15 protein-coding genes and 2 tRNA genes are annotated in these 19,915 nt (G+C 31.1%); 10 read left to right on the top strand and 7 right to left on the bottom strand.

All coding sequences use genetic code 11. From position 1 onward, the window contains the following. Window positions 1-112 precede the first annotated feature (112 nt). Window positions 113-787, top strand: a complete 675-nt coding sequence (locus WG945_RS06175; protein WP_068450585.1) for a PrsW family intramembrane metalloprotease — start codon at window positions 113-115, stop codon at window positions 785-787. 88 nt (window positions 788-875) lie between these two features. Here the strand turns inward: WG945_RS06175 and pafA are convergent, their stop codons facing one another. Then, window positions 876-2,516, bottom strand: a complete 1,641-nt coding sequence (gene pafA / locus WG945_RS06170; RefSeq protein WP_068450587.1) for an alkaline phosphatase PafA — start codon at window positions 2,514-2,516, stop codon at window positions 876-878. Window positions 2,517-2,623: 107 nt separating this feature from the next. Here pafA and WG945_RS06165 point away from each other — a divergent pair, with 107 nt between their 5' ends. The 5 genes from WG945_RS06165 to WG945_RS06145 all read left to right on the top strand — a co-directional run bounded on the left by WG945_RS06165 (window position 2,624) and on the right by WG945_RS06145 (window position 6,062). Next, entirely contained in the window at window positions 2,624-3,364 is a 741-nt protein-coding gene (locus WG945_RS06165; RefSeq protein WP_068450589.1) for an MlaE family ABC transporter permease, read from the top strand. 3 nt (window positions 3,365-3,367) lie between these two features. Beyond that, a complete protein-coding gene (locus WG945_RS06160; protein WP_068450590.1) occupies window positions 3,368-4,141 on the top strand; it encodes an ABC transporter ATP-binding protein in 774 nt (257 codons plus the stop codon). 56 nt (window positions 4,142-4,197) lie between these two features. Further along, a tRNA-Lys gene (locus WG945_RS06155) sits at window positions 4,198-4,270 on the top strand. 116 nt (window positions 4,271-4,386) lie between these two features. Then, a tRNA-Lys gene (locus tag WG945_RS06150) sits at window positions 4,387-4,459 on the top strand. A gap of 121 nt (window positions 4,460-4,580) precedes the next feature. After that, window positions 4,581-6,062, top strand: a complete 1,482-nt coding sequence (locus WG945_RS06145; protein ID WP_068450591.1) for a DUF389 domain-containing protein — start codon at window positions 4,581-4,583, stop codon at window positions 6,060-6,062. Window positions 6,063-6,233: 171 nt separating this feature from the next. Here the strand turns inward: WG945_RS06145 and WG945_RS06140 are convergent, their stop codons facing one another. The 4 genes from WG945_RS06140 to WG945_RS06125 form a co-directional block, all read right to left on the bottom strand. Continuing rightward, on the bottom strand, window positions 6,234-6,830 hold the full coding sequence (locus WG945_RS06140; protein WP_068450593.1) for a SprT-like domain-containing protein: 597 nt from the start codon (window positions 6,828-6,830) through the stop codon (window positions 6,234-6,236). Window positions 6,831-6,841: 11 nt separating this feature from the next. Next, complete coding sequence (locus WG945_RS06135) at window positions 6,842-7,522, bottom strand: SDR family NAD(P)-dependent oxidoreductase (protein ID WP_068450595.1); 681 nt, start codon at window positions 7,520-7,522, stop codon at window positions 6,842-6,844. Between the two features lie 62 nt (window positions 7,523-7,584). After that, entirely contained in the window at window positions 7,585-9,102 is a 1,518-nt protein-coding gene (locus WG945_RS06130; protein ID WP_068450599.1) for a hypothetical protein, read from the bottom strand. Between the two features lie 110 nt (window positions 9,103-9,212). Next, a complete protein-coding gene (locus WG945_RS06125) occupies window positions 9,213-10,256 on the bottom strand; it encodes a glutaminyl-peptide cyclotransferase (protein WP_068450601.1) in 1,044 nt (347 codons plus the stop codon). A gap of 263 nt (window positions 10,257-10,519) precedes the next feature. On the opposite strand from WG945_RS06125, the gene WG945_RS06120 reads away from it, so the two are divergent. Beyond that, entirely contained in the window at window positions 10,520-10,774 is a 255-nt protein-coding gene (locus WG945_RS06120; RefSeq protein WP_068450603.1) for a type B 50S ribosomal protein L31, read from the top strand. Between the two features lie 150 nt (window positions 10,775-10,924). Then, on the top strand, window positions 10,925-11,893 hold the full coding sequence (locus tag WG945_RS06115; protein WP_068450605.1) for a YpdA family putative bacillithiol disulfide reductase: 969 nt from the start codon (window positions 10,925-10,927) through the stop codon (window positions 11,891-11,893). An 88-nt stretch (window positions 11,894-11,981) separates the two neighbouring features. On the opposite strand, the gene glgP is transcribed toward WG945_RS06115, so the two are convergent. Together glgP and gcvP are read right to left on the bottom strand one after the other, a co-directional pair. Then, complete coding sequence (gene glgP / locus WG945_RS06110) at window positions 11,982-13,622, bottom strand: alpha-glucan family phosphorylase (protein ID WP_068450610.1); 1,641 nt, start codon at window positions 13,620-13,622, stop codon at window positions 11,982-11,984. Window positions 13,623-13,994: 372 nt separating this feature from the next. Further along, a complete protein-coding gene (gcvP, locus tag WG945_RS06105; RefSeq protein ID WP_068450612.1) occupies window positions 13,995-16,874 on the bottom strand; it encodes an aminomethyl-transferring glycine dehydrogenase in 2,880 nt (959 codons plus the stop codon). A gap of 185 nt (window positions 16,875-17,059) precedes the next feature. Here gcvP and WG945_RS06100 point away from each other — a divergent pair, with 185 nt between their 5' ends. After that, on the top strand, window positions 17,060-17,884 hold the full coding sequence (locus tag WG945_RS06100; protein ID WP_068450614.1) for a hypothetical protein: 825 nt from the start codon (window positions 17,060-17,062) through the stop codon (window positions 17,882-17,884). A 138-nt stretch (window positions 17,885-18,022) separates the two neighbouring features. Then, window positions 18,023-19,915 carry a phosphoglycerate dehydrogenase gene (serA, locus tag WG945_RS06095; protein ID WP_068450616.1) on the top strand — a complete coding sequence of 631 codons (1,893 nt, stop codon included), beginning with the start codon at window positions 18,023-18,025 and terminating at the stop codon, window positions 19,913-19,915.

Genomic DNA, 19,915 nt, shown 5'->3' with positions numbered 1-19,915 from the left:
AAGCACAAAAATACTAGGCAAACGCAAGGTTGGTAAAGGAATTGTAAAAATCTTCTTTTCAAAACTTTGCGTTTGTTTCATCTTATAAAAAAAAAACTATTTAAATTTCTCCATGCATTTACTTCTTCTTGCTATTGCTCCTGCAACTATTATTATACTATATATTTATTTTAAAGACAAGTTTGAAAAAGAACCAATTCCTTTTTTATTTAAAAATTTTCTTTTAGGTGCAACTGCAAGTGTATTGATTACCGTAATTCTTGGTGGTTTTGCAGCTAGATTTCTGCCTGTTACAGAAGCAAACAATATATTTCAGCAGTTTATAAAGGCATTTATAGTGGTTGCTTTGGTAGAAGAGTTTTCTAAATATGTAATTGTAAAATATTATGCGCAAAGAAATAAAGAATACAATGAGCCTTTTGATGGAATTGTATATGCTGTAATGGTTTCTATGGGATTTGCAACTTTAGAAAATGTTTTGTATGTTTTTCAACATGGAGTTTCAACAGGAATATTAAGAGCTTTTACAGCGGTTCCTGCACATGCTACATTTGCCATTTTAATGGGGTACTTTATGGGAAAAGCTAAGTTTTCTAAAAATAGAATTGTTTTAAATTTAACAGGTTTGTTTTTTGCAACGCTGTTTCATGGTGCATATGACTTTTTTCTGTTTATCAACTTTATTCCAGGGATTTCCGTGGGAGCCTTTATTTCTTTAATTATTGGAATTGTACTTTCTAAAAAGGCGATAAAAAGACATCAAAATAGTTCTGTGTTTAAGATATAAAAAAATAAGCCCGAAGTTTAACTTCGGGCTTGTTTTAAAATGTTATTTGTTTTAAAATGATCTTTAAAAAACCATTTTACACGTTGTTTTATTTCTCTAAAACTTCATCAATTACAACTCCGTTTGTTCCGTTTGGAGATTCTATACTTAATAAGTTAGCAATTGTTGGTGCTATATCTGTAATGTTATATCTTTTTGAAGATGAACCTTGCTTTATACCATTTCCATAGAAAATAATTGGTACATGTGTGTCATAAGAATATCCAGATCCATGGCTAGTACCAGTTCTTCCGCCAGTTAAAGTAGCTGGATTAGGAATCATTAAAACATCTCCAGATAATTTTTGATTATAACCTTTCTGAAGCGAACTTAATATTCCTGAAGAAAAATGTGTTGTTTGTAAAGTTCTTGCGGTTACAGCTTTATATATTCCATCAAAATTAAGGACTTCGTCAGCTAGTTTTTGAGCTACAGTGTTTACTTCTAAACCTAAAGACTCTATTGTATCTTTATCTAAAAATATTTGATAATTAGAAACGTTTTCAATTAAATCTACAGAATTAAAATACTTTTTAGTCGTTTCTAAAATAAATTCTTTAAACTTTGTCATCTCTAAATAATGAGCAGGTATTTTTAAAGACTGTAAATAAGCAGGTACATGCACTGCAGCGTGATCTGCAGTTAAAAATAAGGTATAATTATCTTTTCCTACTTGTTGATCTAAAAATTGAAATAAATCTGCTAAATCTTTATCTAAACGTAAATAAGTGTCTTCTGTTTCTATGGCAGAAACGCCGTATTTATGACCAATATAATCTGTAGAAGAATAACTAACCGCTAAAAAGTCTGTGTATTCACTTTTACCTAAATTTTCACCAATAATTGCAGCTTTAGCAAAATCTGTTGTATAAGTATTACCAGCTGGTACTGTTTTTATTAAGTCGAAATTACCATTTTTAGAACGTAAGGCTTTTAAATCTTTTGGAAAAGTTGGTGTTTTTTGTCCTTTTAATTTTCCTTCAAAAATATTATTATCGGCTCTACTACTTGTATATGTTTTTATATCATAAAGTGTTTCCCAAGGTGCGTTAAGATATTCATCAGCTTTATTATTGCTGTTAAACTCTTTTACCCATTTAGGGAGTTCATTCATATAAAATGTGCTTGTAATCCAAGTATTAAAATTACCTCCATCATACCAATATGCAGCATTTGCTGTGTGACCAGCAGGTAAAATTGCAGATCTATCTTTAATAGAAACTCCAATGGTTTTACCAAGCATATTTTGAGCCAAATGTAATTGGTCTGTTACGGTTGATGTAAAAAGTCTTTTTGGTGATTTCTGCCCATATTTACCATTGTTACCAACAGTTTTATAGTTGTTGTCATCTACACAGTAAATAGATTCTTTTTGGTATTTGTCATACCAATTGTTAGAGATAATTCCGTGTTCACTAGGTGTAGTCCCTGTGTAAATAGAGGTATGGCCAACTGCAGTGTAAGTTGGTATGTAATTATAATGAGCATTTTCTAAAGAAAAGCCATTTTGTAAAATTCTATTAAATCCATCTTTTCCGTATCTGTCAGAATATTTAGTTAAATAATCATATCTCATTTGGTCAATAACAATACCAACCACCAATTTAGGTTTTTCATTTTGTGCTGTTAGTTTGCTATTTCCTAAAAAAATAAATAAGCAGATAAAACTAAAAAGTAATTTGAATTTCATAAGTACATGTATATATTAATAAGTCAAAAGTAATTATTTTGTTTTGATTTTGCCAATTTAACTTAGTATTAATGATAATTTAATACTTTAGCATAAAATTAAAATGAATGGGTTGCCTAGAACATATTGGTAAATATTTTATGATGTTAGGGCGTGTTTTTAAAAAACCGCAAAAAAGAAAAGTTTTTTATGAAGCTTTGATAAAAGAAATAGATGAATTAGGTCTAAAATCTTTAGGGATTATTATGTTTATTTCCTTTTTTATTGGAGGTGTCATTGCGTTACAAACGGCTTTAAATTTAGACAACCCTTTTATTCCGAAATCTTTAATAGGTTTTGCTGCAAAGCGTTCTATTATTTTAGAGTTTGCACCAACTTTTTGTTCAATTATTTTAGCAGGTAAAGTAGGTTCTTATATAACATCTAGTATAGGTACAATGCGTGTTACAGAACAAATTGATGCATTAGAAGTAATGGGGATAAATGCTTTAAGCCATTTAGTATTGCCTAAAGTTCTAGCAACTGTTTTCTTTTATCCTTTTTTAATATCATTAGGAATGTTTTTAGGAATTTTAGGAGGATGGGTTACTGGTGTTTTATCTGGTCTTTTTTCTGGAGCAGATTATATAGAAGGTATTCAAACAGATTTTGATCCTTTTTTATTATCATATGCAATTATTAAAACGTTAGTTTTTGCATTTTTAATTTCTACAGTACCTTCTTATCATGGTTATTATGTTAAAGGAGGCTCTATAGCAGTGGGTAAAGCAAGTACTCAGGCTGTAGTTTGGACGACTATTTTAATTGTAATAGCGAACTATTTTTTAACTCAAATGCTTTTAACCTAAAATATGATTGAAGTAGATAATTTACACAAAGGTTTTGGAGAGGTAAAAGTATTAAAAGGTATAACAGCCACTTTTCTTCCGGGAGAAACCAGTTTAATAATTGGAGAAAGTGGTTCTGGTAAAACGGTTTTTATTAAATCTTTAATAGGTTTGCATACACCAGAAGAAGGAACTATTTCTTTTGATGGTAGAATAAATACCAAATTTACAGAAAATGAAAAGCAGCAATGGAGGCAAGAAATTGGTATGGTTTTTCAAGGAAGTGCATTATTCGATTCTCAAACGGTAGAAGAGAATGTAATGTTTCCATTAAAAATGTTTACAGATCAATCGCAAGCAGAAATGCTAGAGCGCGTAAATTTTGTTTTAAATAGAGTTAATCTAGAAAATTCTAATAAAAAGTTACCAGCAGAACTATCTGGAGGTATGCAGAAAAGAGTTGCTATTGCTAGAGCAATTGTTATGAACCCTAAATACCTTTTTTGTGATGAACCAAACTCTGGTTTAGATCCAAGAACTGCAATTGTAATTGATAATTTAATTCAAGAAATTACAGATGAATATAAAATTACAACCGTAATTAATACACATGATATGAATTCTGTCATGGAAATTGGAGAAAAAATAATTTTTTTAAAAGAAGGTCAAAAAGCTTGGGAAGGTACCAGTGAAGATATATTTAAAACTGATAATGAAGCAGTTGTAGACTTTGTGTATTCTTCTAATTTATTTAAGAAAGTAAGAGAAGCATATTTAAATGAAAAAAAATATAAATAGATTTGTTTTATCTAAAATAAAGTATATCTTTGCAGCCGCTTAAAAGCAAATATATTGACCTGGTAGCTCAGTTGGTAGAGCATCTCCCTTTTAAGGAGAGGGTCCTGGGTTCGAGCCCCAGCCCGGTCACAAAAAATTAGAAAACTTCATAGAAATGTGAAGTTTTTTATTCAAGTAATTGAAAAGAGAAAGTCGTTTCTCTAATTAGTAAAAATATCTTTTTAGTCATTAAGATAAAAATAAATGACCTGGTAGCTCAGTTGGTAGAGCATCTCCCTTTTAAGGAGAGGGTCCTGGGTTCGAGCCCCAGCCCGGTCACATTAGATTAAAAGCTTCACAGAAATGTGAAGCTTTTTTTATGCAAAAAAATATTATAATCAGTTTTATTGTCAATTTTAAATTTTTGTATCTTTCCAACAATAATTGAAACTTAAATTTGATGGAAGAAAATAAGGGAGCTGAGGAAAATGTAGATCAATCTAAGCAGGGAATGAAGGATGAAGCTAGAGGGTTGCTCTTTAGTATAAGAAAATATTTAACCGAACTTTTAGATTTTAGACATGATACAGATCATGAAGCTACCATGGAGGCTATTAAAGCAGATATACCTTTTAAAGGTGCTACTGCTTGGATTCTTATTTTTGCGGTCTTTGTGGCTTCTATAGGGTTAAATGCTAATTCTACTGCAGTTGTTATTGGAGCCATGTTAATATCTCCTTTAATGGGGCCTATTTTGGGTATAGGAAGCGCATTTGCTATTAATGATATCGAGGTGTTTAAAAAATCATTAGTCAGTTTGGCAACAATGATTACCTTAAGTTTGCTTGCATCATTTGTTTTTTTCTATTTCTTTCCTTTAAGTGAAGATACATCCGAATTATTAGGAAGAACAAGACCTGATATTAGAGATGTATTAATTGCCTTTTTTGGTGGTTTGGCTTTAATGGTTGCAAGAACAAAAAAGGGAACAGTAGCTTCTGTTATTTTTGGAGTTGCTATTGCTACCGCATTAATGCCGCCCTTGTGTACTGCAGGGTTTGGTTTAGCAAAAGGTTTTTCTGGAGATCCTGTTGGTTTTACTTATGCATTAGGAGCCATGTATTTATTTACAATTAATACTATTTTTATTGCTTTAGCAACATTTATCGTATTAAAGCTGTTAAGTTTTCCAATGCATAAATATGCAAATGCAGCAAGAAGAAAACGTTATGCTACTATTGCAACGGTAGTAGGTATTGCTGTTATGATTCCTGCTGTTTATACTTTTTTACACGCTTTAGAAGAAAGTAGGGTAAATGCACAGTTAAAAACTTTTGTTAAAAATGAAGTAATGACTATTGAGAACTATCAATTAATTGATAAAGATTACGATGTTGATACAAAGGTTTTAAAACTTAATTTTTTTAATGAAGTAACTGCTGTCGAAAAAAATATGTTAGAAAGTAGCTTGATTAATGATCCAAGATATGATCGTTTAAAGGAAGTGAAAATTAGCATTAAAGGTAGTGATACTAAAAGTTTTGAATTAATAACAACAGCTTATAAGGAGAAGAGAGAAGAATTAAATGAGAGTAAGAGATTAATACAAGAACTTCAAGACAAGATTACTGAGTTAGAAGGTATTATTTCTGGTTTAAATATAAGAATTGAAAATGATGCGCTTCATAATAATAAAAAAGCAATTGCCTTTAGTAGAATTTCCAAAGAGGCTAAAATTTTATATAATGAAATTGAAGAAATAGGGTTTTCTAAAGTTTTATTTTCAAAAGATTTTATTAATATAGATACAATTCCTACGGCAACGGTTAAATGGAATTTAAAGGTGTCAGATACTATTATTCGTGTAAAAGAAGGACAATTACGTACTTGGTTACAAAAAGAAATGGAATTAGATACGTTATTTATTAAAAGAGAAAAGTAAATTGAAAGCGGCTGTCTAAAAAGTTTTAAATCTTGTTATACACTGAACTCGTTTTAGTATCTGGATTCTTTGAAATAAATTCAGATTGAAAAAGCTTTTTAGACAGCTTCGATTATCATTATTAATTAAAACAAATTATTATTTAGTAGGAATTAGTAAGGTAAATAAACGCTAGCCGTTTTTATAAAATTCTATTTCTACATTCTGATTGAATAGGTATACTTTTTTATTACTCATGTTCATGCATTCGAAACGAGTTCTACGTTTGTTACCTCTTTTGTAGATGGTGTTTTTAAATACAAATAAACTACCAAAAGGAATATCAAAAATAAAATGCTTGCCAGTTTCTGCAGTATTTCCTCTTAGAGCTAAAGATAAGTCTGCATCTGCATCTGTACTTGCTTTTGGGTTTTTAAAATACCTTGCTAAAAACGGTAGCATTTCCATAGGATAAATTTCTGGACTTAAAAAAGGCAGCATTAAATGCTGAAAAACCATTTTCCATTCCTTTCCATGTGGTTGTACTCTTCCAAATTTTTGATGCGTAACATGATGTGCAATTTCATGAACTAGAGTTAGTAAAAACTGATATTTATTAAGGTTGTTATTAACTGTAATTTGAAACCTTCCGTCTTGTAACTGCCTAAAATCACCGTGTTTTGTTTCTCTTTGATTTACAATTTTTAGGGTAAAAGAATGCTCGCTTATTAGAAATTCGATAAACGGAATTGCTTTTAAAGGAACGTAATTTTGATAATCTGAACTCAATTTATAAACTTTTACGGGTTTGTAGATGAGACTTGTAATACTTTTCCATTATAATATTTATTCCCTGTTAAAGAGAAGTCAAATATATAATTAGCCATTTCTGTGGCAGATGTAGGTGCTTCATATCCTGGAAAAGCTTCTTCTAACATTTCTGTCTGTACAGCTCCTAAAGCCAAAACATTAAATGATATTTGCTGTTCTTTGTATTCTTCTGCTAATAATTCTGATAAAGTAATTACTGCGCCTTTGGCGGATGAATATGCTGCTAAACCAGGGAATTTTAAGCTTCCTTGAATTCCTCCCATAGAACTAATCGTTACCACATGACTTCCCTTTTGTAGAAACGGAATCATTAATTTAGTGATTTCAGCAACGGCAAAAACATTCACTTTATAGACTTCTAAGAAATCATCCGAAGATAAATCTGTGAATGGTTTGTTGATTAATTTACCTGCATTATTGATTAAAATATCAACTTGTTGCCAGTTATTTTTAATATAATCTGTCACTTTTTCTAAATCTGAATTCACAGATAAATCAACAGAAATTAAAGTAATATTTTTATGATTAAACTCTGATAGCGGTTTTGTGTTTCTAGATAACGCTAAAACTTGATGTCCGTTTTCTGCAAATTGTTTAGCTAGCTCAAAACCAATTCCTCTGCTTGTTCCGGTAATAACTACATTTTTCATTTGTAAAAGTTTAAAGAAGTAATTTACTTAAAATTATTAGGATAAAATTCTGAGAAAAGACGTTAATCTTCTTTTTCAAAAATAACATGTTGGTAGGCACCAATATCAGGATTTGTACTTCTGTCAATGCCTAAAATATCTGTAGTGAAAGAGGTTGCTTTTGCTTTATTAATTGCATCAGACTCTTCTCCAATTATAAAATCACTATTTTGAGTATTTCTAAAGTGAACGTTTCCGTTTATAATATTGTCTTGGTAAAAAGAACTTGTAAAATCTAGTTCTGCATTGTCTTTATAAGAATCATTATTATCTGTAAATTTAATTAGAGAATTGCTAATGTTATAGTTAAAAGTACCGCCTCCATCAACTTTATCTAAGATAAATTCTATGTTGTTATTTCCATCAAAAATACAATTGGTAAAATTAGCAGCATGTAGGTTTCTTGTCTCAATAACTTCTTGTCCAATTTCATTGGTGTATGCAAAGAAATTGTTGACTAAAACAGCAGGTAACTGACGTAGTCCATTGTTCCAATAGTTTGCAAAAGTAGAATGTGTAAAATTATACGTACCTCCAATAGTTGCCGCTAAAGAAACTTGACCTGCAGCACCAATAACTACATTGTTGCCTTCAATATTTGTTTCTCTACCTAAAATTCCATAACTAGAATGGTTGTAAATTTCTGTGTTTTGTAATTTTAAAGTGGGAGTAGAGGTAGAGCCAATGCTATCAACTAAAACACCAATAACTCCGTTTTTAATAATGGCGTGGTTTATTTCATTGTCTTTACTTCCTGCACGCATCCAAATAGTTCCCCATTGTCCTGCAGTTTCACTAAATGAATGTTCTAGTCTGTCTCCTTCAAAAATTACTTTTTCAGAAAGTGTTCCGTTTACTTTTAAAGTTGCTTTATCATCGACAATTAGACCAGAGTTATCATGAAAATAAACTTTTGCACCAGCTTCAATAGTTAATGTTTGGTTTGCAGGTACTGCGGCAAAACCATAAATAACAGTTGGTTTTGCATTTGTAAAAGTTAACTCGGTATTGGTTAAAAAACGACCTTTTAAAGTTGTTGGTTCTCCGTTTAAAGTTAAGCTATCAATTTTCATAGAGATTGCATCTTTACCAGGATAAATAAAGTTTGCATCTTGTACTAGAGTTACTAAATCTACATTTTGTTGGTTGCTTCCAGTATCAAATAAAATTTTATCTGTGTATAATGGGTTTACAACATTGTTAGCGTCAATTGTGGTTTCTACAAAAATAAAAATACTATCTTTTGCAAGAATATCAATGTTTTTAAAGTCTTTACCAGGTATTCCGTCTACATTTAATCGGTAACTAGAATTGGTTCCGTTTTCTAATTTTATTTCAGGAATGGTAACAGCGTTGCTTCCTCGATTATAAACCTTTAAGTTATAAGTTGCAGAACCAATATTTGTAAATACGGTGTCTAAAAATACGGTGTCTTTAGAGAATTCTAATGCCCCAAAACTTGGTGTGGTATTAAAATCTTTTCTACAAGAGCTTACAGAAACAAGAACGACACAAATAATAAATGTAATAAAGTAACGCATAATTTAAATTTCTGACTTCCCGAGCGCAGTCGAGAAGTTAATTATTAGGCTTTAACTGCGCTCGACCTAACATTTTATTTATATAATAATAGAACTTTTTATGAGTTCAATTATTGTTTTTTAATCAATTCAATTTCAAATAATTTACCCCAATGTTTACCCGTTACAAAAAGACGGTTATTCTCTTCGTCGTAAGCAATACCGTTTAAAACTTCATCTTGAGGAACTAATTTTTGTGTTTTCTCCATTTCTGTATGCAAGCCTTTTAAGTTTGCAATGCCTTCTACAACACCCGTTTTTGGGTCTATAATAACAATTGCATTTTGCTGGTATTTATTTGCATAGATTTTTCCATTAATCAATTCTAACTCATTTAGGTCACCTACCTCATATTTGTTGGTGTAAACTTGAATTGATTTTTGCTCTTGCAATGTCTCTGGATCTAAAAACCAGATTTTAGAAGTACCATCAGATTTAATCAATTGGGTTCCGTTATGAGTAAAACCCCAACCTTCTTTACTGTTGTTATATGTAAATTCTTTTTCTTGTTTAAAAGTTTCTAAGTCGTAGACAAAGCCCTTTTTGGCTTGCCAAGTTAACCAATAGACTTTATTCTTAAAAATGGTTACACCTTCACCAAAATATTTTTTATCTAAATCTATTTTTTGTAAAACTTTACCTGTTTCTATTTCTACCTTTCTTAAGGTAGATTCTCCTCTACGTCCTGTTGTTTCATATAAAAAGCCATCATGATATTCTAAACCTTGAGTGTAAGCGTTTTTATCATGCGGATATTCATTTATAATTTTATAATCATATACAACAGGTGCTTTGTTTGCTAAAACTTCAAAGAAACTATTTTCTTTTTTAGTTTTTTCAGCATAAAAAATTAAGGCAGAAATTTGGTGCTTTCCAACGCCTAATTCAGTTGTGTTGATAGAAATATTGTTTCCTTCAGAAGAAACTTCATTTCCATTTATAAAAAATTGGACATTATTTATAGGCTTGCTTTCATCTTCTTTTAAAGTAACTTCAATCTTAGAATTTAAAGGCACTTGTTTTTTATGATCTAAGCTAAATTTATAGACGTCAGAACAAGATGTAATTAGCAGAAAACACGCTAAAAAAGTAACAAGTAGTGTATTCTTTTTCATTTTTTTGTGATTTTTTATATTTATTTTTAGTCTTTTTACTTTTAAAAAAAGTGATGAAAACCGCTGTTCATCAACAATATTAGGTGTAAAAGTAACTATTGTGGTTGTTAGACCAAATAAAAACGAAATATTTATTTGTTAATTAAAAAATATAGTTAAATTTGCATCCTCAAAATAGTAAAAAACAACTATTTAGAGATAAGAGTAAGCTTTACCAACTTCACTCATGCAAACATAACATTAAAGTATTAAAATATAATAAAATGAGAAAAGGAATTCATCCAGAAAATTATAGAATGGTAGCATTTAAAGACATGTCTAACGAAGATGTATTTTTAACACGTTCTACTGTAGACACTAAAGAAACATTAGAAGTTGACGGTGTTGAGTATCCTTTAGTAAAATTAGAGATCTCTAGAACATCTCACCCATTTTACACTGGTAAATCTAAACTTATTGATGCTGCAGGACGTATCGATAAATTTAAAACAAAATACGCAAAATTCAAAAAAGACTAATTCTTTTAGAATTTTCAATATATTTAAAACTCCAACATTCAATTGTTGGAGTTTTTTATTATTAATTTTTTTAAGAACATTTTAGTTCCTGGTTTTTAACATCAGTAGCTTAGAAACTATTTAGTATACATAATTAGAAGACACAGTTTTATGAAGATTTTAGATATTGTTATTATTGGTGGCGGTCCTATTGGTATTGCTTGCGGATTAGAAGCTCAAAAAAAGGGTTTAAGTTATGTTATTTTAGAAAAAGGGCCTATTGTAAATTCTGTATACAATTATCCAGTAAATATGCAATTTTTCTCTTCTTCAGAAAAGTTAGAGATAGATGAAATTCCGTTTATTAGTAAAGAAAATAAGCCAAGAAGAAGTGAAGCTTTAGAGTATTACAGAAGAATTGCAACTTCAAATAAATTAAATATTAAGCTGTTTGAAAAAGTTACTTCTGTTTCTAAAACAGAAAATGAGTTTACTGTTGTTTCTGAAAAAAATACTTATAAATCTGTAAATATAATTATAGCAACTGGTTTTTATGATATTCCGAATACGTTAGATATTCCTGGAGAAGATTTGCCTAAAGTTTCTCACTACTATAATGATCCGCATTTTTATTCTGGACAAAAAGTAGTCGTTATTGGTGCAAGTAACTCTTCTGTAGATGCTGCTTTAGAATGTTATAGAAAAGGAGCAGAAGTTACTATGGTTATTAGAGGGGCAGAAGTTGGTGAACGTGTAAAATACTGGGTAAAACCAGATATTATCAATAGATTAAAAGAAGGAAGTATTGATGTTTTTTATAATGCGAATGTTAAAGAGATCTCTAAAGACTCTGTTGTTATAAAAACAGCAAATGGAGAAGAAACTTTGGCAAACGATTTTGTTTTGGCGTTAACAGGATATAAACCAAACTTTAATCTTTTAAATGAAATAGGTGTTGGCTTTTCTGCGGATAAAAGGAAAATACCAACTTATAACGAAGCAACAATGGAAACCAATATTGATGGTGTTTATTTAGCTGGCGTTATTTGTGGTGGAATGGATACGCACAAGTGGTTTATAGAAAACTCAAGAATCCATGCAAAAATGATTATTTCAAATGTTTTAAAGGAAAGCGTATAAGTAAAGTGATATGAATTAAAAAAAGCCCAAACAGTTAATTGTTTGGGCTTTTTTCAATAAATCTTTGGCGAATTGAGTTTAAGTTTTTCTAAAATAATTTCTTGTAATAATCAGCTGCCATTCTTTGAGTTGTAAACTCAGGGATTACATCATTCATGGCAGTAAATACTATTTTCTGCCATTTTTTAGGAGCATCATAATATGTAGGCAGTACTTTGTTTTCTAAAATATTGTATAAATTATCAGTATCTAATTTGTCTTGCTCGTAGGTTGGTTTTTGATAATCTAATGCAGGTAATACAAAACAGTTTTCTTCGTCTTTTTTAAATTCAGGAATCCAACCATCATCCGTAGAAACATTTACAGAACCATTCATTGCAGCTGTCATACCACTTGTACCAGAAGCTTCACGCGTAATTCTAGGAGTATTTAACCAAACATCAGAACCACATTTTAACTTTCTAGACAAATCTATTTCATAACCAATAAGTACGGCTAAATTGGGTTCTTGTTTAGATTGATGTACCAAGTGGTTAAAGGTGTCTATAGCACCATAATCAAACGGATATGGTTTTCCTGCCCAGATAATTTGTACAGGATACTTCTCATTATGAATTAATTTTTTAAAACGATCGTAATCATGTAAAAGTAAATCGGCCCTTTTATAGGCGGCAAAACGTCTTGCCCAAACAATTGTTAAAACAGTAGGATCTAGTTTTTTTCCGGTTTGTTTATATACTTCGTCAAAAAGTTCACTTTTTAAAGCTAATTTTCTCTTTTTATAGGCGGTAGCATTGTCTTTCTGCCAAGATTTTTTGATGGTTTCATCTTGCCAAAATTTTTGATTTTGAGCATTCGTAATCGGAATAATTTCACAGATTCCTTCGTAATCTTTCCACATATCATTGGCAACTATGGCATGCAGTTTAGATACTCCGTTTGCTTTTCTAGCCATTCGCAGCGCAGAAATCGTATAGTTGATCATGCCTCCGTTTACCATTTCGGTTTGCAGTTCTTGTTCTGAATAGGTTCTACCAAAGAAACCACATCTGTTTAAATGACGTGCATCTCGCTCTTCATTTCCTGCTTTTTCAGGTGTATGTGTTGTAAATACCATTTGCTCTTTGGTTACTCCTTTATCTCTTAAATAATAAAAGGCAGGTAAAGCGTGTCCTTCATTTAAATGATAGGTATCTGCGCCTCCTAAAGCTTCTACAACCTTAGCGCCAGCAATTCCTAATACAATACTTTGTGAGATTCTTGTTACTGGGTTTTGATCGTATAAATGATTTGTGATGGTTCTAGATAAGTGATCGTTTCCATCTACATCTGTGCTTAGAAAATACATTGGTACGGTACCAAAAACTTCTGGTTTTAAAACATAAGCTCTTACTTTTACATTCGGATTGTCGTGAAGCTTAATGGTTACTTCAATACCTGTATATTCTAAAAAATCGAAGTGCTTTTCATTAAATTCAGTCTTTAATGTTTGGTCATCGTTTCTTGCTTGGTCATAATAGCCATATTTCCATAGCATACCAATACCAATCATATTTTGTTTTAACTCAAGTCCAGAACGCATGTGAGAGCCTGCTAAAAAACCGAGTCCTCCAGAGTAAATATTAAAAGCTTGATCTATACCAAACTCCATACTAAAATATGCGACTTTCTTTTTATATTTTGCAGCTGGTTTGTAAGGATGATGCCATTTACTATATATATGTTCCATAATTTTTTTGATTTTATAGTATTAAAAGTAAGGAAAATGGACAGTTTATAGTGTTTTTTATAAGTTAAATTTAAGCTGCTAAAGTTAATTTATAATGCTTTTAAATTTAAGTAAAATAGACTATTTATAGGTTTTTATGATATTAATCATTTCTAATTTAGCAAGGTTTCTTAACTGTCTTTTTAGGTTTTAGTGATTCCTAATTATTTTCAGAAAAAAAAGCTCATTTCGAAAAGGCATTCGTTCTATTATTCCGAAGAATGAGGGGGAAAAGAACTACAAAAGATAAAAGACATCTAGGTTATTATAAACATAAAAAAACCGTTTCTAAAAGAAACGGTTTTTAAAATATTAAAAAGAATACTGTGTATTCTACATATAATCTTCAATTGGGTTGCAAGAACAAATTAAGTTTCTATCTCCAAAAGCATCATCAACTCTTCTTACTGTAGGCCAAAATTTATTTTCAGCAATATAAGGTAAAGGAAATGCCGCTTGTTTTCTAGTGTATGGTAAGGTCCATTCATCTGCAGTTAACATTTCTTGCGTATGAGGAGCGTTTTTTAAAGGATTGTTTTCATCTTCTTTTGTTGCGTTCTTAATTTCTTCACGAATAGAAATCATAGCATCGCAAAAACGATCTAATTCTGCAATAGATTCAGACTCTGTAGGTTCAATCATCATGGTTCCAGCAACTGGGAAAGAAACGGTTGGTGCGTGAAAACCATAATCCATTAAACGCTTTGCAATGTCTACTACTTCAATTCCGTTTTGTTTAAAATCACGACAATCAATAATCATTTCGTGAGCTGCTCTGTTCATTTCTCCAGTGTATAAACTGTTGTAATGTCCGTGCAAACGTTCTTTAATATAATTGGCATTTAAGATGGCATTTTTGGTAGCATCCGTCAAACCTTTTGCGCCTAACATGGTAATGTATCCGTAAGAAATTAAACAAACTAAAGAAGAACCCCAAGGAGCAGCAGAAATAGCTGTTATTGCATTTTCTCCTCCAGTAGCAATTACAGGGTTTGTAGGTAAAAACGGTACTAATTGTGGAGCTACACAAATTGGTCCAACTCCTGGTCCACCACCACCATGTGGAATGGCAAATGTTTTGTGTAAATTTAAGTGACAAACATCAGCACCAATAGTTGCAGGATTTGTCAATCCTACTTGTGCATTCATATTTGCACCGTCCATATAAACTTGACCGCCGTTATTATGAATTATTTGAGTAATCTCTTTAATTGCTTTTTCGTAAACTCCATGTGTAGAAGGATAGGTAACCATTAAAGCAGCTAAATTATCTTTATGCAAAATTGCTTTAGCACGTAGATCTTCTACGTCAATATTTCCTTTTTCATCGGTTTTGGTAACTACAACCTTCATACCGGCCATAACAGCAGAAGCAGGGTTTGTACCATGTGCAGAAGCAGGAATTAAACAGATATTTCTATGAGAATCGTTATTAGATTCGTGGTACGCTCTAATAGTCATTAAACCAGCAAACTCACCTTGTGCACCAGAATTTGGTTGTAAAGAAGTTCCTGCAAAACCTGTAATAATATTTAATTGATGCTCTAATCTTTTTAAAACTTGTTGATATCCTTCAGCTTGGTTTAGTGGTACAAAAGGGTGAATATTTCCCCATTGTGGATTGCTTAAAGGTAACATTTCAGATGCAGCATTCAATTTCATGGTGCAAGAACCTAAAGAAATCATAGAATGATTTAAGGCCAAATCTTTACGCTCTAGTTTTTTAATATAGCGCATCATATCTGTTTCAGATTGATACGTGTTAAACACATCGTTTTCTAGAAAAGGTGTGCTTCTTTTTGTGTTTTCTGTAATAACTTCAAAATCTGCACCAAAAGATTCTTTGGTTAAAATCTGATGAAAATCGTCTACAGTTTCCGATGCAATCGGTTTCTTTTTAAGTTGACCAAAAATGGTAAACAAGTTCATTAAATCTTTCTGAGTAGTTGCTTCATTTATAGAGATAGAAATGTGTTTTTTATCAACATAATTAAAGTTTACTTTAAAAGACTCTGCAACAGATTTTAATTTAATACAATCTATTTCTACCAATAAAGTATCAAAATATGAAGTATTTAATTGTTTAAAACCAGCTTTGTCTAAGTAATCTGCAACTAATTTTGTTTTATTATGTACAGAATCTGCAATAAATTGTAAACCACTTTTACCATGGTAAACCGCATACATACCCGCCATAACTGCTAGTAAAACTTGTGCTGTACAAATGTTAGAAGTTGCTTTTTCTCTTTTAATATGCTGCTCACGTGTTTGTAGTGCCATACGTAAAGCGCGTTCTCCATTTACGTCTTTGGTAATACCAATAATACGTCCAGGAATACTTCTTTTATATTTGTCTTTTGTAGCAAAATAACCAGCATGAGGACCTCCGTATCCTAACGGAATTCCGAAACGTTGCGTAGTTCCTACCACAACATCAACACCAAATTCTGCAGGTGCTTTTAATTTTACCAATGATAAAATATCTGCAGCAACCGCTACTTTAATGTTGTTTTCATTGGCTTTGGCAACAAAGGTTGTATAATCATAAACTTGACCATGTTTACCAGGATATTGTAAAATTGCTCCGAAAAATTCCTCAGAAAAATCAAATTCCTCATGGTTTCCAACCACTAATTCTATACCAATAGGAGTAGCGCGTGTTTGTAAAACAGACAATGTTTGAGGTAAAATTTCTTCGGATACAAAAAACTTATTTACACCTGCTTTTTTTTGTGCTCTTTCTCTAACGTCAAATAATAAAGCCATTGCTTCTGCAGCGGCAGTACTTTCGTCTAATAATGAGGCATTTGCCAATTCCATTCCTGTTAAATCACAAACCATTGTTTGAAAATTTAACAAAGCTTCTAATCTACCTTGTGCAATTTCTGCTTGGTAAGGTGTATATGCTGTATACCAACCTGGGTTTTCTAAAATGTTACGCTGAATTACACTTGGCACAATTGCCTCATGATATCCTAAACCAATATAACTTTTAAAAACTTTATTTTTTTCTGATAATTCTTTGATGTGCGCTAAATACTCGTATTCGCTCTTAGCAGGCGCTAAATCCAACTCATTTTCTAAACGAATATCATCTGGAACAGTTTGGTAAATTAACTGATCTAAATTATCCGCTTTTATAGTTGATAACATTTTTTCTTGCTCCTCTTTGTTAGGACCAATATGTCTGTTTTGAAACAAATTTGTATTCATTTAATAGGGTTTTGTTAATGCTATTTTAATATGATTTCGATTGTTCTTAGTTGTGTGTATTTATTCGAAATTTTGCAGACCAAAAGTAGGGAAATAATAAAATAACTTAGGCTAAATTTTAGCCAAAAAAGGGAGAATTATCAACCAAAAATGAATGTTATGAACATAAAAGCTATTTTTGCTAAATGAGACTCTTAAAATTGGTGTTCGACTTTTATATAAATGCAAGTATTCATGTTGCATTTTCTGTATATGCGCTTCTAAGAATTACAGAAGTTTATTTAGAGCTACCTTATAATAGCAACTTAAATTATTTTATGTTTTTGGGTACTATTACAGGGTATAATTCTGTAAAATATGCAGGTGTGGCAAAATTTCATCATAAAAGTTTGGCAAAAGGCTTAAAGAATATTCAAGTGTTTTCTTTTTTCTGTTTTTTAGGGCTGAGTTATTTTGCATATCAAATTTCTCTAAATACACTATTATATACCCTTCCTTTCTGCTTGTTAACAGTATTGTACGCGGTTCCTTTTTTAAGTGGAGTAGACAAAACATTAAGACAGGTTAGTTATTTAAAAGTAATTATTGTGGCGCTCGTTTGGGCGGGTTTTACGGTATTAATTCCTGCAGTTGATGCAGGTAAAGAAATTTCTATAAATGTACTTTTACTAATGCTACAACGTTTTTTAATTGTGGTGGTTCTAATTTTACCTTTTGATATAAGAGATGTACAGTATGATGCTATTTCTTTACAAACGATTCCGAAGAAAATAGGGATCGCAAAGACCAGAAAGTTAGGATTAATGTTGTTGGTTTTTTCTCTAGTTTTAGAATATTTGATTGCTACCAATACGTTTGTAAAAACACCTTTTATGCTTTTCTTTTTTATGTTGATTATTTTCTTAATGAGAGCAAAAACAGAACAATCCAAGTACTATAGTTCTTTTTGGGTAGAGCTATTACCAATTGTTTGGTGGTTGCTTCTTTTAGGATTCCATAATTTTTATTGATGAAATACTGTTATAACGTAAGTATATTTAAATTAATAGAATAAATAAAATAGATATCATAAAACTACAAAATGACTTCTTATTTCCCTACTATATTTGTAGATTTACTCACTTAAATTCAACCAAGATTCTTAAGTAATGATTAGCACAAAAAGAAATTATATTTTCGATTTTGACAGCACTTTAACACGTGTAGAAGCATTAGATGTTTTAGCAGAAATAACCTTAGAAAACAATCCTAAAAAAGACACAATTATTCAAGAAATAATTGATATTACCAATTTAGGGATTGATGGCGAAATATCCTTCACAGAGTCATTAGAAAGAAGAATAAAATTATTAAAAGCTAACCAAGCAGATTTATCTGGTTTAGTAGCAGCTTTAAAAAAGCAAGTATCAAAATCCATAGAAAGCAACAAAGAGTTTTTCGAAAACTTTGCAGATGATATTTATGTGATTTCTTGCGGATTTAAAGAATTTATAGATCCTATTGTAAAAGAATACAATATACCTTCAGAAAGAGTGTATGCAAATACTTTTGAGTTTGCAGAAGATGGGGAGATTATTGGTTTTGATGCCAACAATCCACTTTCTCAGCACAACGGAAAAATAAAGTGTTTAAAAGACATGAATCTCGAAGGAGAAATACAAGTTATTGGTGATGGGTACAGCGATTATGTAACTAGAGAAGCAGGTGTAGCAGATAAGTTTTTTGCATACACAGAAAACGTTTCTAGAATTAAAACTACAGAAAATGCAGACCACATTGCCCCAAATTTAGATGAATTTTTATACGTAAACAAGTTGCCAAGAAATATCTCATACCCAAAGAATAGAATTAAAATATTATTATTAGAAAACGTACATCCAGATGCTTTTAAGAAGTTGTCTACAGATGGTTTTTCTGTAGAAACAGTTTCTAAAAGTTTGTCTGAAGATGAATTAATAGAAAAAATAAAAGACGTACATGTTTTAGGAATTCGTTCTAAAACGAATGTAACTCAGAAAGTAGTTGATGCAGCAGAAAAATTAATGGTAGTAAGTGCCTTTTGTATTGGTACCAAACAAATTGATCTAGAAGCGTGTAAAGAAAAAGGAATCGTTGTTTTTAACGCACCATATAGTAATACACGTTCTGTGGTAGAGTTAGCTATCGGAGAAATTATTATGTTAATGCGTAGTGTTTTTCAAAGAAGTACAGAAATTCACAATGGTCAGTGGAACAAAACAGCAGAAGGTTCTAGAGAAGTTCGTGGTAAAAAACTAGGTATTGTTGGTTATGGTAATATTGGTAAACAATTATCAATTTTAGCAGAAGCTTTAGGTATGGATGTTTATTATTACGATGTAGAAGATACTTTAGGTTTAGGTAATGCAACTAAGTTAGATAAATTATCAGACTTATTGGCAATATCAGACGTGGTTACTTTACATATAGATGACAACTCTGCTAACAAAAACTTTATTGGAGAAAAAGAAATTTCTCAAATGAAAGACGGAGCAATTTTAGTAAACCTAGCTAGAGGTTTTGTGGTAGATATTCCTGCATTGGTTGCTGCTTTAAAAAGCGGAAAATTAGCAGGTGCTGCAGTAGATGTGTATCCTTCTGAACCAAGAAAAAATGGTGAATTTTTTACAGAGTTACAAGGTTTACCAAACGTAATTTTAACACCGCATGTTGGTGGTAGTACAGAAGAAGCGCAAAGAGATATTGCAGACTTTGTACCAAGTAAAATTATGGCATACATTAATTCTGGAAATACAGTAGATGCTGTAAATTTCCCAAATATTCGTTTACCAAGACAAACAAATGCACACCGTTTTTTACATATTCATAAGAATGTGCCGGGTGTTATGGCTAAAATTAATAAAGTTTTAGCAGAATATGAATTAAATATCAACGGTCAGTACTTATCTACAGATCCAAAAGTTGGCTATGTAATTACAGATTTAGACAAAGAATACAACAAAGAAGTTTTAGATGCCTTAAGAGAAATTGAAGGGACAATTAAATTTAGAGTGTTGTATTAG

The organism is Polaribacter atrinae (assembly GCF_038023995.1).
In the GTDB taxonomy this organism is placed as follows: Bacteria; Bacteroidota; Bacteroidia; order Flavobacteriales; family Flavobacteriaceae; genus Polaribacter; species Polaribacter atrinae.
The sequence above is the reverse complement of the archived record's forward strand: the minus strand, read 5'-3'. Positions and strand labels throughout refer to the sequence as shown.